This window comes from Mycobacterium sp. AMU20-3851, from assembly GCF_043974665.1.
Classification (GTDB): domain Bacteria; phylum Actinomycetota; class Actinomycetes; order Mycobacteriales; family Mycobacteriaceae; genus Mycobacterium.
Genome location: NZ_CP146371.1, coordinates 395,725 through 408,468, shown reverse-complemented (window position 1 = coordinate 408,468; position 12,744 = coordinate 395,725). Strand labels below are relative to the sequence as shown.

Annotated in this window: 12 protein-coding genes; 4 read left to right on the top strand and 8 right to left on the bottom strand. The window is 70.5% G+C overall.

Translation table 11 applies throughout. The annotated features are described in order from the left end of the window. Window positions 1–86 precede the first annotated feature (86 nt). Window positions 87–2,435 (top strand): DEAD/DEAH box helicase, encoded by a 2,349-nt coding sequence (locus V4U86_RS02015; protein ID WP_395309635.1) that lies wholly within the window; start codon window positions 87–89, stop codon window positions 2,433–2,435. A gap of 275 nt (window positions 2,436–2,710) precedes the next feature. Beyond that, complete coding sequence (locus V4U86_RS02010; protein ID WP_395309634.1) at window positions 2,711–3,796, top strand: PAS domain-containing protein; 1,086 nt, start codon at window positions 2,711–2,713, stop codon at window positions 3,794–3,796. On the opposite strand, the gene V4U86_RS02005 is transcribed toward V4U86_RS02010, so the two are convergent. The 7 genes from V4U86_RS02005 to ssd are packed head-to-tail and all read right to left on the bottom strand — an operon-like array spanning window position 3,793 to window position 8,208. Further along, a complete protein-coding gene (locus V4U86_RS02005) occupies window positions 3,793–4,086 on the bottom strand; it encodes an Rv3654c family TadE-like protein (RefSeq protein ID WP_395309633.1) in 294 nt (97 codons plus the stop codon). The two genes, V4U86_RS02010 and V4U86_RS02005, sit on opposite strands and share 4 nt — an antisense overlap. A gap of 34 nt (window positions 4,087–4,120) precedes the next feature. Continuing rightward, window positions 4,121–4,444 carry a TadE family type IV pilus minor pilin gene (locus V4U86_RS02000; RefSeq protein ID WP_395311883.1) on the bottom strand — a complete coding sequence of 108 codons (324 nt, stop codon included), beginning with the start codon at window positions 4,442–4,444 and terminating at the stop codon, window positions 4,121–4,123. Beyond that, window positions 4,441–4,647: a DUF4244 domain-containing protein gene (locus V4U86_RS01995; RefSeq protein WP_395309632.1), complete on the bottom strand. Its 207-nt coding sequence runs from the start codon at window positions 4,645–4,647 to the stop codon at window positions 4,441–4,443. The genes V4U86_RS02000 and V4U86_RS01995 overlap by 4 nt, the downstream gene beginning before the upstream one ends. Before the next feature lie 9 nt (window positions 4,648–4,656). Beyond that, window positions 4,657–5,214, bottom strand: coding sequence for a type II secretion system F family protein (locus tag V4U86_RS01990; RefSeq protein WP_395309631.1), 558 nt, complete (start codon window positions 5,212–5,214; stop codon window positions 4,657–4,659). Further along, window positions 5,211–5,993 carry a type II secretion system F family protein gene (locus V4U86_RS01985; RefSeq protein WP_395309630.1) on the bottom strand — a complete coding sequence of 261 codons (783 nt, stop codon included), beginning with the start codon at window positions 5,991–5,993 and terminating at the stop codon, window positions 5,211–5,213. The genes V4U86_RS01990 and V4U86_RS01985 overlap by 4 nt, the downstream gene beginning before the upstream one ends. Then, window positions 5,990–7,156 carry a TadA family conjugal transfer-associated ATPase gene (locus tag V4U86_RS01980; RefSeq protein ID WP_395309629.1) on the bottom strand — a complete coding sequence of 389 codons (1,167 nt, stop codon included), beginning with the start codon at window positions 7,154–7,156 and terminating at the stop codon, window positions 5,990–5,992. Before V4U86_RS01980 ends, V4U86_RS01985 begins: the two co-directional genes overlap by 4 nt. Next, window positions 7,153–8,208 carry a septum site-determining protein Ssd gene (ssd, locus tag V4U86_RS01975; RefSeq protein ID WP_395309628.1) on the bottom strand — a complete coding sequence of 352 codons (1,056 nt, stop codon included), beginning with the start codon at window positions 8,206–8,208 and terminating at the stop codon, window positions 7,153–7,155. Before ssd ends, V4U86_RS01980 begins: the two co-directional genes overlap by 4 nt. 494 nt (window positions 8,209–8,702) lie before the next feature. Between ssd and V4U86_RS01970 the strand changes: the two genes are divergently transcribed. Continuing rightward, complete coding sequence (locus V4U86_RS01970) at window positions 8,703–9,542, top strand: HAD-IB family hydrolase (protein WP_395311882.1); 840 nt, start codon at window positions 8,703–8,705, stop codon at window positions 9,540–9,542. A 390-nt stretch (window positions 9,543–9,932) separates the two neighbouring features. Here the strand turns inward: V4U86_RS01970 and V4U86_RS01965 are convergent, their stop codons facing one another. After that, window positions 9,933–10,670, bottom strand: a complete 738-nt coding sequence (locus tag V4U86_RS01965) for an oxidoreductase (protein ID WP_395309627.1) — start codon at window positions 10,668–10,670, stop codon at window positions 9,933–9,935. Between the two features lie 125 nt (window positions 10,671–10,795). Here V4U86_RS01965 and acs point away from each other — a divergent pair, with 125 nt between their 5' ends. Next, window positions 10,796–12,742: an acetate--CoA ligase gene (gene acs / locus V4U86_RS01960; protein ID WP_395309626.1), complete on the top strand. Its 1,947-nt coding sequence runs from the start codon at window positions 10,796–10,798 to the stop codon at window positions 12,740–12,742. Window positions 12,743–12,744 lie beyond the last annotated feature (2 nt).

The window sequence follows — 12,744 nt, the reverse complement described above, 5'->3', positions numbered from 1 at the left end:
TCAAGGCCCCAGCGACAGTCTTCAAAATGATCATGTAGTTAACAATTGACCTGGGTACACACGAAAACGATCTTGAAAGGCGACCCTTGTCTGATTCCGGGACGCATTCTGGGTCCGATTTCGGCCGGGACCTGCTGACTCGGGCGATCGAGGGCACCGACCCGGACGAGCATCCGGTGCGCCACGTCGAGGACCTGCCGCCCAGGCGCGGGGCCACCCGGGACTGGCCGCGCTGGGCCGATCCGGACCTGGTCGCCGCATTCGCCGACCGGGGCGTCCGCGCCCCGTGGTCGCATCAGGTGGACGCCGCGGACCTTGCTCATGCCGGCCGGCACGTCGTGCTGTCCACCGGCACCGCGTCGGGCAAGTCGCTGGGCTACCAGCTACCCATCCTCACCGCGTTGGCCGCCGACCCGCGGGCCCGCGCGCTGTACCTGTCCCCGACCAAGGCACTCGGCCACGACCAGTTGCGTGCCGCGCAGGCATTGACCGATGCGCTGCCCCGGCTCCGCGATGTGGCACCCAGCGCCTACGACGGGGACGCCACCACCGATCTGCGCCGGTTCGCGCGGGAACGGTCGCGCTGGATCTTCTCCAATCCGGACATGATCCACCTGTCCCTGCTGCGCAATCACCCGAAATGGGCGGTCTTCCTGCGGAATCTGCGCTACATCGTGGTCGACGAATGCCACTACTACCGCGGCATCTTCGGTTCCAATGTGGCCCTGGTGCTGCGCCGCCTGCTGCGCCTGTGCGAGCGGTACTCCGGCTCGCCGACGGTGATCTTCGCCAGTGCCACCACCGCGTCGCCGGCCGATACCGCCTCCGAACTGATCGGGCAGACCGTCACCGCGGTGACCGAGGACGGCTCCCCGCAGGGCGGGCGGACCGTCGCGCTCTGGGAGCCGGCCCTGCTGCCCGATCTGGTCGGCGAGAACGGGGCGCCGGTACGCCGGTCCGCCGGCGCCGAGGCCGCCCGGGTGATGGCCGACCTGATGGCCGAGGGGGCGCGCACCCTGACCTTCGTCCGGTCCCGGCGCGGCGCCGAACTGACCGCGCTGGGCGCCCGGGCCCGGCTCGAGCAGGTGGCCCCGGACCTGGCCGAGTACGTCGCGTCCTACCGGGCCGGGTACCTCGCCGAGGACCGCCGAGCCCTGGAGCACGCGCTGTCCGAGGGGGAACTGCGCGGCCTGGCCACCACGAACGCCCTGGAGCTGGGTGTCGACATCGCCGGGCTGGACGCGGTGGTGCTGGCCGGCTTCCCGGGCACCGTCGCCTCGTTCTGGCAGCAGGCCGGACGGTCCGGTCGGCGCGGGCAGAGCGCGCTCATCGTGATGATCGCCCGCGACGACCCACTGGACACCTACCTGGTGCACCACCCGCACGCATTGCTGGACAAACCCATCGAACGGGTGGTCATCGACCCGCGGAATCCGTATGTCCTGGGCCCGCAGCTGCTCTGCGCCGCCACCGAACTGCCGCTCACCGACGTCGAGGTCAGAGCCTGGGACGCCGATGCGGTCGCCGCGACGCTGATCGACGACGGTCTGCTGCGCCGCCGCCCCGGCGGGTATTTCCCGGCGCCGGGCGTGGATCCGCACCCGGCGGTCGACATCCGCGGCTCCACCGGCGGCCAGATCGCGATCCTGGAAACCGGGACCGGTCGGGTGCTGGGCACCACCGGCACCGGTCAGGCCCCCGCGACGGTGCACCCCGGCGCGGTCTACCTGCACCAGGGCGAGACCTACGTGGTCGACGATCTGGACTTCGAGGACGGCATCGCCCTGGTGCACGCCCAGGATCCCGGGTACACCACCTCGGCCCGCGAGATCACCGACATCGCGGTGACCGGCGACGGCGAGCTGAGCAGCCACGGACCGGTGACCGTCGGTGTCGTCCCGGTGTCGGTGTCCAACACCGTCACCGGGTACCTGCGGCGCGCGCTGGACGGCGAGGTGATCGACTTCGTCGAACTCGAGATGCCCACCCGCACCCTGGACACCGTCGCCGTGATGTGCACGATCACGCCGGAAGCATTGGCCGACAACGGCATCGAATCGCTGTCGGTGCCCGGCGCGCTGCATGCGGCCGAACACGCAGCGATCGGGCTGCTGCCGCTGGTGGCCAGTTGCGACCGCGGCGACATCGGTGGCGTGTCGACGGCGGTCGGGCCCGGGCCCGGAGCCACCGCCGGGTTACCGACGATCTTCGTTTACGACGGGTATCCCGGCGGCGCCGGTTTCGCCGAACGGGGCTACCGGCAGATCCAGACCTGGTGGGCGGCAACCGCAGCGGCGATCGAGGCGTGCGAGTGCCCCTCCGGTTGCCCGTCCTGTGTGCAGTCCCCGAAATGCGGCAACGGCAACGATCCGCTGGACAAGGCGGGCGCGGTGCGGGTGCTCCGCCTGGTACTCGACGCGCTGGCGCGACACTGATACCGCGCTTCGGCCCACCCCTCGGTGACCGCCACCCCCAGCGCGCCGAGCCCGGACCTACTTAGAAGACGGTCGGACAACGCGATCCGTCTTCATCCCCCAACCATTTTGGCGCGCCGGAAAAACTACCCCTGACCGGCTCTTACCGCAATCGTATGGAGGGACCGCGACCGCACCGGACCAGAAATCCGGGGCTTGTGACCAGCAAGTTTCTACGAATTCCGCAGGCTGAGCAAATACCGGCTGCCGTACCGCCGGCCGCTAAACTGCCTCCCATGAACCACGACTGGTTGCTCGTGGAGACGCTCGGAGACGAACCTGCTGTGGTTGCGCAGGGCCCCAGAACCAAGAACCTGGTACCGACCAGCAGCTTTCTCCGCCGAAATCCACATCTGATGACCATCGAGTCGGCCATCGGCGAGACGGTGCGCGCCGGGCACGCACTGAGCATCATCACCCCCAAACACGACCGCGTGATTCGTACCGAGGTGGTGTGCATGAGTGACGGGGTGGTCCACGGGGTGCACCTCTGGGTGGGGCCGCCGGACGCCGAGCCACCGGAACGTCCGATCCCCGGTCCGTTGAAATGGGACCTGACCACCGGCATCGCCACCGACACCCCGGAATCGCTGGCCAACGCCGGCCGGGATGTCACCGTCGAGGCCACCCACGGCCGGGCGTTCGCCGAGGATCTGCCGGCCCGGGCGTTGAACCCCAACGAGTCCAAGGTGCTGTCCATGGTGATCAAGGCCAAGCCGGGCCTGCAGCTGTGCAGCACCTGGGATGTCACCGACTACCGCGGCGAGCGGATCACCGTCGGCTTCGTCGCCCGCGCCGTCCAGGAGCAGCAGGAGGACGGCAGCGACCGGCTGATCTGCCGGGCGATGAACTGGCGCAGTGTGCGCGAGGGGCCGGTGGTGCGACCGGACGATCTCGCCCAGCGCATCCTGAACGGGCTGGCCGCACCGGGTGTGCACCGCGCGTTGGTCGACCTGAATCACTGGCGGTTGCTCAAATGGCTGGACCGCCCGGCCCCGTTCTACGACTGGCGCGCCCTCGACGGTGACGTACCGGCGCTGCATCCCGAGGATTTCGGCCAGACGCAGCGCATGCGGGCCGAGATCGCCGGCGGCCCGACCGCGCGGGTGCTGCGCCTGCCCGCCGTGGGCGGGGGCTACACCCCGGTGCACGTCACGGCCAACATGGTGCAGATCGACGAGGACACCCATGCCGCCCTGCTGTCCATGCGGTTGCCCACCGAGGAGGAACTCGCCGCGTCGCGCGACGATGCCGACCCCTCGTCCCGGGCCGGCCTGAAATCACTGCTGCGCCTGGGTAAGTCGACCGACGCCACGGACTAATCGGCCGGGCCGGCGCGAGCCCGGGCGGACGCCCGCCAGCCCGGCACCCCGGCCGCCGCCTCCACGGTGACGACCGCGTCCAGGCCGTGCACGGTGCAGTCGGTGACCGCGGTGTGCACCGCGGTGGCCACCGATGCTGCGCGGGCGCAGGCGACCTGGCGTCCGGCCGCCACCCACGCCGCCGCCGAGAGTGCGGCCAGATCCGCGGCGGACTGGGCCCGGTGCCGCGCGATGACCACAGACCCCAGCACCGCCACCCCGATCGTCACGGCCAGCAGCACCACCACCATCGCCAGCGCAGTCAGGCTCGCCGACCCGGTGTCCTCAGCGGCCCGGCTCCGCGGCCGACACCGCCTCGGCCGCGATGGTGATCCCCGGCAGCAGCGGCGATCTCGTGCTGACCCGGGCGACCAGCGTTTCACCGTCCCGCCGGACCGAGACCACCGCCCCGTCCGGTCCGGCCCGGCGCGCCGCGGCCACCCCGTCGTCTCCGCGGGCGGCCAGCCGGGCCGCCTCACGGGCCGCGTCGACGCACCGGATCTGCAGCACCACCGCATTGAGCCCGGCCAGGCACACCACCAGCACCGCGACCAGCGCGGCGATGGCGAACGCCGCCTCGACGGTGACCGCACCGCTGTCACCGGTCAGACGTTGGTGTTCAGCGCGCGACTGATGATCTTCGACAGGGCGCTGACGATCGAGTCGCCGGTCACCACCGTGTACAGAATCGCCCCGAACGCCGCGGCGGCAATGGTACCGATGGCGTATTCGACCGTGCTCATCCCGGATTCGTCCACCACGGCGAGCATGAGCCGCGCCCGGATCTCCCGAATAATGCTTCCTACCATCATGTTTCCCTTTCACCACAAACCCGACCACATCACGTCGCCGGCCAGCCCGGCGACCACCGGGACGATGCCCAGGCAGATGAACGCCGGCAGATAGCAGAGCCCGAGCGGGCCGGCGATGAGCACCGAGGCGCGCTGGGCTGCCGCGTCGGCCGCGGCCCCGGCGTCGACGCGGACCTGCTCGGCCAGCTCGGTCACATTGGTGGCCAGCGCCGCACCGGAACTCGCCGAGCGCCGCGCCAGCCGCGCCAGCACCGCACCGTGCCGATCGCCGTCGGCACCGGGGTCGGCCCAGGCGCGTTCGGATCCGGCGCCGAGGGCCAGCAGATGCGCCGCCCGGCCGAGCTGACCGGCCAGTGCAGGCGGCGCCAATTCGGCTGCGGCAGCGGCCGCGGAGGCCGTCGCCATGCCCGCGGACAGACAGGCGGCCAGCACATCGAAACAGGAAGCCGCCGCGAGCGGATCGGTCGGCCGGACGCGGGCCGCATCCGCGCACGGTGCTCCCCGGACCGGCGCCCGCCCGGCGCCCAGCAGCAGCGCGGCAGCGAGAAGCACAGCAGCCCAACTCATATCGGTAGCCCCGCGACGATCCGGTCCGACCAGTACAGGCCCAGACACGACAACGCGATCCCGATCACCAGCAGCACGCCTCCCGGGCCTCCGGAGAACAGGAAACCCAGCGGGTCCGCACCGATCAGCTGTCCCAGCGCGATCCCGAGCACCGGCATGCCGGCCAGCACCGCGGCGGTCGTCCGTGCTCCGGCCAGCCCGGCGTCCACCCGGGCCCGGAATCTGTCCCGTTCCACGATGTCGTGCTGGGCAGCCCGCATCAGGGTCGCGATCGCCAGACCGTGTGTGGCCGCCAGCTGCCAACACACCGCCAGCCGTTCCCAACTGTCCGGGAGCGGGGACCGTGCGGCGACCGCGCGCAGGCCGGTCGCCACATCCGCGCCGAGCCGTCCCCGCGCGGCGACCATGAGCAACCGCTCCCCGACGTCACCACCGAGTTCGGCACCCGCCGCACCGAACGCCGACACCGGATGTGCGCCGGCCCGCAGCTCACCGGCCACCATGTCCAGGCCGTCGCGGAGCGCGGCCGATTCGGCAGACCGCCGGCGACGGACGGCCGCCGCGCGCCGGCGGGCGAACAGGGTGATCGCGAGCAGGGCCGCCGCGAGCAACACCGTCGCCGGCAACAGGAGGGCGGCACCGAGCACCACCGGCACCGCCGCGGCCCGCACCGTCCACGCGCTGGGTTTCCAGGCCCGCTGCGCCCCGGCCAGCCTGGTCCGTGCGGGTGCCGGCGTCACCAGCAGTGCCGCGGCCAGCAGCACGGCCGCGGCGGTCACCGGATGCCCCGTTCCGCGAGACGGGAGCTGAGCATCGTTGCGCCGGGCCCGAATCCGCGGTCGGCGTGCCATGCGGTGCGCGCCTGCACCCACCCATCGGGTCCACGATGCAGTACCGCGATCTCCGCGAGCCGGCGCTTCCCCAGGACATCACGATCGACCTGCAAGATTACCTGCACCGCGGCGGCGAGCTGACTGTGCAGGGCGGCCCGGTCCAGTCCGCCGAGGCCGGCGAGCGCTTCCAGCCGGGCGGGCACCTCGGCGGCGCTGTTGGCATGCACGGTGCCGGCTCCGCCGTCATGCCCGGTGTTCAGCGCGGTGAGCAGATCCACCACCTCGGCGCCGCGCACTTCCCCCACCACGATGCGATCCGGGCGCATCCGCAGGGCCTGGCGCACCAGGTCGCGGACGGTGATCTGACCGACGCCCTCGATGTTCGCGCCGCGGGCGACCAGCTTGACCACGTGTGGATGCCGGGGCGCGAGTTCGGGTGCGTCCTCGACGCAGACGATGCGCTCGTGCGCGGCGACCGCGCCCAGCGTGGCCGCGAGCAGCGTCGTCTTCCCGGCTCCGGTACCGCCGCAGATCAGGAAAGCCAGCCGGCCGGCGATGATCCGGTGCAGCAGCTCCAGCGCGGGCCCGGCGATCGCACCACCGGACGCCAGCGCGGCGAGGTCTTGCCGGGCGGGACGCAGGATCCGCAGGGATATGCAGGTGCCGCCGACCGCGACCGGTGGCAGCACGGCATGCAGCCGCACCGAATCCGCACCGAGGCAGCTGAGCTGGCCGTCCACCCAGGGCTGGCTGTCATCGAGGCGACGGCCGGCCACCAGTGCTAGGCGCTGGGCCAGTCGGCGCACCGAATCCTCGTCGTCGAAACGGATCGAGCTGCGCCGCAATCCGTTTCCGTCGTCGACCCACACCGCGTCGGGCGCGGTGACCAGCACATCGGTGGTGGTCTCACCGCGCAGCAGCGGGTCCAGGATGCCCGCGCCGGTCAGCTCGGTCTGCAGGATCCGCATACCGGCCAGTACCTCGGTATCCCCGAGCAGACCGCCGGATTCCGCGCGGATCGCCGCGGCTACGATCCCGGGCCGCAGTGGTGCCCGTTCGGCGGCGAGCCGCTCCCGGACCCGCTCGATCAGTGATCCGGTGTCGGTCATGATGCGGTCTGTCCGACTAGCACGCCCATGACACGGTTCGCGGCCCGCGTCAGCGGGGAGCGGGCGCGCATCCGCAACCCACCGCGCTCCACCGCGTCGGCCAGCCCGGGCTGCGGCCGCATGGTGGCCAGAACCGGCAGTCCCACGGTGGCCGCGACGTCCGCGGCCCGCAGCCCACCGGGCGCCGGGCCACGCACCACCAGACCGACGTTCGGATTCACGGACTTCACCCATCCGGCGACGGTGCCTGCGGCCGCGGCGGCCCGCACATCCGCCGGCACCACCATCGCCACCAGATCCGCGGTTTCCAGCGCGGTTTCGGCGGCCGGGGTCACCCGGCGGGGGACGTCGCAGACCACCGTCACCCCGGCGCGCCGGCCCGCATCGATGACGGCGCCCAGCGGGCCGGCCTCGACCTCGCCGCCGCCCCGGCCGCCGGAGAGCACGGTGACCCCGTGCCGGTGTGGCAGCGCCGCCTGCAGCGCGTCGAAACCCAGCCGGCCGTCCCGCAGGGTCAGGTCCGGCCACCGCAGGCCCGGCGTGCTCTCGGTCCCCATCGCCAGGTCGATGCCACCGCCCCACGGGTCGAGGTCGATCAGCAGGCACCGGGGCGCCGACTGTGCCAGTGCCACCGAGAACAGCGAGGCGCCCGCTCCACCGCATCCGCCCAGCGTCGCCAGCACCATCCCGCGGCCGGCGTTCGAGCTGTTGTCCTGCCCGGCCGCCGCCAGCAGGTCGACGAGCACCTCGTCCTGCTGAGGCAGCCGGATGACCTGTTGTGCGCCGATCGACACCGCTGCCTTCCAGTCCTCGACGCCGGGGGCGGCCGATCCGACGACCAGGACCCGATCGCGCCGGGGCAGCGCTTCGGCGGAAAACCGGTCGACCGACGGCGTGTCGAGGACAACGGCCTGCGCGTTCATCCAGACCGCGCGGCTGGACGGGCGGTGGGCGTGCACCACCCGGACCCCCGTCGCGGCGGCCACCCGGTCGACGTCGTCACGCAGCACCGGATCATCGATCAGAGCCAGCACCGCCGCGGTTGTCGCCATGGAATCACCGTGCAGAATCGCCCGTCCGGGCACCAGCGGTCGCCGCCGATCTGTGCATGAACGGGCGATTGTGGGAAACCCAGGGACCTTCGCCGGCGTCCGCCGACGTTGTGCAACGTACGTAGAAAATAGCGTTCCGCAACGATCATGAACCGCGCGGACGGAACCGACCGATCAGGCCGAATCAGCGAATTTTGTCCCGAAAAAGGGACGACCCCCGCCAGGGGGGGAGGAGGCGGAGGTCGTCGTGTATCAGCCCCGGGGGGTCGGGCTGATCCACACTCGGCTACAGCCGAGTAAGGCCCACTATACACACGGAAATGCCCGGTCGCGCAAGTAGCAATCCAGGACGTTTGCCGTAAATGCGAAAAATTGTGCAGTTTACGACACGTGTCGTGACCTGCCACTTTCCCAGCGTTGGGAAACCCGTCCCTGGGCCTGCACCTATGCTGTGACGCGTGACGGCATCCAATGGGCACGCCGACGAATCAGGCGTGCCGGAACCCGCAGCACCCTCCGGCCAACCGGTCCGCACAGCCGCCTTTTTCGATCTTGACAAGACAGTCATAGCAAAGTCGAGCACCCTGGCGTTCAGCAAACCGTTCTTCGATCAGGGGCTACTGAACCGCCGCGCGGTACTCAAGTCCTCCTACGCTCAGTTCCTGTTCCTGATGTCGGGCGCCGACCACGACCAGATGGATCGGATGCGGACCTACCTGACGAACATGTGCACCGGCTGGGACGTCGAGCAGGTGCGTTCGGTGGTCGGCGAGACGCTGCACGAGATCGTCGACCCGCTGGTCTTCGCCGAGGCCGCGAACCTGATCGCCGACCACAAACTGTGCGGCCGCGACGTCGTGGTGGTGTCGGCCTCCGGCGAGGAGATCGTCGCGCCGATCGCCCGCGCGCTCGGCGCGACCCACGCGATGGCCACCCGAATGGTGGTCGAGGACGGCAAGTACACCGGCGAGGTCGCGTTCTACTGCTACGGCGAAGGCAAGGCCGAGGCGATCCGCGAGCTCGCCGCCCGGGAGGGCTACTCGCTGGAACACTGCTACGCGTACTCCGACTCGATCACCGATGTGCCCATGCTCGAATCGGTCGGGCACCCGTCGGTGGTCAATCCGGACCGCGGCCTGCGCAAGGAGGCGGCCACCCGAGGCTGGCCGGTCCTGACCTTCAGCCGGCCGGTGTCCCTGCGCGATCGGCTGCCCGCACCGTCGGGCGCCGCCGTGGCCACCACCGTGGCAGTCGGGCTCAGCGCCCTGGCCGGCGGGGCACTCACCTACTCCGTGCTCCGCAAGATTCTGCCCCGCACCGTTACCCGCTGGTAGCTGGACGGTCCGCCGTAACGATCCGGATTCACCCCCGGTTGATACTTGATGTGACCGCGGTCACGTAGTACAAAGGAGGCACGGAAGCTCGACGAGGCCAAGGCCACATCGGAAGAGAAGATGTGATCTCCCGACTCAGGCTTCCCAGCACGGATCCCCGGTACCCACGCGGAGCACATGCCGCGGAATAGGCAGAAGCGTTGTGGGCCTGCGGAATTGCGAGAAGCGAATGACGTCGACGACTCCTTGGGTGGGGTCGCAGTCATAGCGCACCGGAAGAACGCCGAGGCCACCCACACAACCCACCTGAGCACGCATGGTAACCGGAGTCCGTGCTAGCGGGCGGCGAGCCGAATCAGACGAGAGTCTGACCTCGGATCGTCGCCCGCTTCATTTGCTGGACTGGGCGATCGAAAGCGCTTCGCGCGCACCGGCAAGCAGCCCCTGACTGCTGAGCACCAGCCACGCGCCCAACCCGTTCGGGGTTCCCGACGCGAATCCACGGGCCGCCGCCCGGTAGTTGCCCGACTGCTTCATCCAGAACATCTCCGGCACGCCGAGACCGTGCGGATCCAAACCGGTCGACATCGTGATGAGCCGGGACACCGCCCGTGCCACCACCCCGTCGGCGGTACCGAAGGGCGCCAGCGTCAACAGCTCCCCGTGCGCGACGGCCGCCAGCACGAAGGCCGGCACATTGGTTCCGCCGGTGACCAACTCGGCCAGCATCTCCAGCCGCGGTCCCACCTCGGGCGCCGACCGCGGCCGTCCCAGGTGCTCGTCGTCGACCAGATCCGCGGCGGCCAGCGCGTGCAGCCGCGCCAGCGCCTGCAGCGGTGCGCGTTGCCAGACACCGGTCAGCGCGGTGGCCCCACCCTCCAGGGCTTCGGACACCCGCAACGCACCGGCCAGCACCGGGTCGGGTTGGCCGTCCTCGGACAGGTTCAGGGATCCACCGTCGAGCACCGAGGACGCCCGCGCCGCCCGCAGCGAGGCTTCGGCCGCGGTGGCCGGCCAGCCGCGCAGGTTGGTGCGGTGCCGGTGGGCCCGACCGAGCTCCTCGCGGGCCTCCTCTCCGGCGGCCGCGACCCCCTCGAGGGCAACCAGCGGGGCGAGTGGATCGGTCATTTCGACCACGCTAGTCGACCGCTGGGCTCGCAATCTCCGACGCTCGGCGCAGCACGCGCGCCGCCCGCAGGGCTTTCTGTGACGACCCAACGCCGGTGCAACCCCCGGTGACTAGAGTCACAGCCATGAGCAACTCCGCGTACCCGCCGCCCGCCGACTTCGCGGCCAACGCCAACGCCACCGCCGCCCTTTACGAGGATGCCGAGCGCGATCGGCTGGCCTTCTGGGCCGAGCAGGCCAACCGGCTGTCCTGGCAGACCCCGTTCGTCGAGGTGCTGGACTGGTCGAACGCGCCGTTCGCGAAGTGGTTTGTCGGCGGCAAGCTCAATGTCGCCTACAACTGCGTGGACCGCCACGTCGAGGCCGGCAACGGCGACCGGGTAGCCATCCACTGGGAGGGTGAGCCGGTCGGCGATGCCCGCTCCATCACCTACGCCCAGCTCCAGGACGAGGTGAACCAGGCCGCCAACACCCTGGCCGAACTCGGTCTGCAAGCCGGCGACCGGGTCGCCATCTACATGCCGATGGTGCCGGAGGCGATCGTTGCCATGCTGGCCTGCGCGCGCCTGGGTGCCATGCACAGCGTCGTCTTCGCCGGCTTCTCGGCGAGTGCGCTCAAGGCACGTATCGAGGATGCTTCGGCCAAGATCGTCATCACCTCCGACGGCCAGTTCCGCCGCGGTAAGGCCGCCCCGCTGAAGGCCGGTGTCGACGAGGCCCTCGACGGCCTCGGCGATGCCAGCCCGGTGCAGCACGTTCTGGTGGTGCGCCGCACCGGAATCGAGGTGCCCTGGACCGACGGCCGCGATCTGTGGTGGGACCAGACCGTGCCCAAGGCCTCCACCGAGCACACGCCGGAGGCCTTCGATTCCGAGCAGCCGCTGTTCCTGCTCTACACCTCGGGCACCACCGGCAAGCCCAAGGGCATCGTGCACACCTCCGGTGGCTACCTGACCCAGGCCTCCTACACCCATCACAACGTCTTCGACCTGAAACCGGAGACCGATGTCTATTGGTGCACAGCCGATATCGGCTGGGTGACCGGACACACCTACATCGTCTACGGCCCGCTGTCCAACGGTGCCACCCAGGTGGTCTACGAGGGCACCCCGGCCAGCCCGGATGAGCACCGCCACTTCCAGATCATCGAAAAGTACGGTGTCACCATCTATTACACCGCGCCGACGGTGGTCCGCACGTTCATGAAGTGGGGCCGCGAGCTGGCCTTCGAACACGACCTGTCCAGCATCCGGCTGCTCGGCTCGGTCGGCGAGCCGATCAACCCGGAGGCCTGGCGCTGGTACCGCCTGGTGTTCGGCGCCGACACCGCCCCGATCGTGGACACCTGGTGGCAGACCGAGACCGGCGCGGTGATGATCTCACCCCTGCCGGGCGTGACCTCCTGCAAGCCCGGTTCGGCGATGACCCCGCTGCCCGGCATCTCGGCCAAGATCGTCGACGACGAGGGCAAGGATCTGCAGCCCGCCGCCGACGGCGACGAGCCGACCACCGGCTACCTCGTGTTGGACAAGCCCTGGCCGGCGATGCTGCGCGGCATCTGGGGCGACGACGAGCGGTTCAAGGAGACCTACTGGTCCCGGTTCGCCGAGCAGGGCTGGTACTTCGCCGGCGACGGCGCCCGTTACGGCAGTGACGGCGAGATCTGGGTGCTCGGCCGCATCGACGACGTGATGAACGTGTCCGGGCACCGGATCTCCACCGCCGAGGTCGAATCCGCTCTCGTCGGGCACGCCGGGGTGGCCGAGGCCGCCGTCGTCGGCGCCACCGACGAGCAGACCGGCCAGGGCATCTGCGCCTTCGTCATCCTGAAGAGCCACGCTGCCGAGATGAGCCACGAGCAGATGGTCGACGAGCTGCGCGCCGAGGTGTCCAAGGAGATCTCCCCGATCGCCAAACCCCGTGAGATCCATGTGGTTCCGGAGCTGCCCAAGACCCGCAGCGGCAAGATCATGCGACGGCTACTGCGCGATGTGGCCGAGGGCCGCGAACTCGGTGACACCTCAACCCTGGTCGACCCCAGCGTGTTCGAGGCGATCCGCGCCAGCAAGTAGCC

Bases quoted from the DNA above. Each gene is read 5' to 3' on its own strand.
- V4U86_RS02005 (WP_395309633.1), bottom strand. From the start codon at position 4,086: ATGGTGGTGGTGCTGCTGGCCGTGACGATCGGGGTGGCGGTGCTGGGG.
- V4U86_RS02010 (WP_395309634.1), top strand. From the start codon at position 2,711: ATGAACCACGACTGGTTGCTCGTGGAGACGCTCGGAGACGAACCTGCT.
- V4U86_RS01980 (WP_395309629.1), bottom strand. From the start codon at position 7,156: ATGACCGACACCGGATCACTGATCGAGCGGGTCCGGGAGCGGCTCGCC.
- acs (WP_395309626.1), top strand. From the start codon at position 10,796: ATGAGCAACTCCGCGTACCCGCCGCCCGCCGACTTCGCGGCCAACGCC.
- V4U86_RS01995 (WP_395309632.1), bottom strand. From the start codon at position 4,647: ATGATGGTAGGAAGCATTATTCGGGAGATCCGGGCGCGGCTCATGCTC.
- ssd (WP_395309628.1), bottom strand. From the start codon at position 8,208: ATGGCGACAACCGCGGCGGTGCTGGCTCTGATCGATGATCCGGTGCTG.
- V4U86_RS01965 (WP_395309627.1), bottom strand. From the start codon at position 10,670: ATGACCGATCCACTCGCCCCGCTGGTTGCCCTCGAGGGGGTCGCGGCC.
- V4U86_RS01990 (WP_395309631.1), bottom strand. From the start codon at position 5,214: ATGAGTTGGGCTGCTGTGCTTCTCGCTGCCGCGCTGCTGCTGGGCGCC.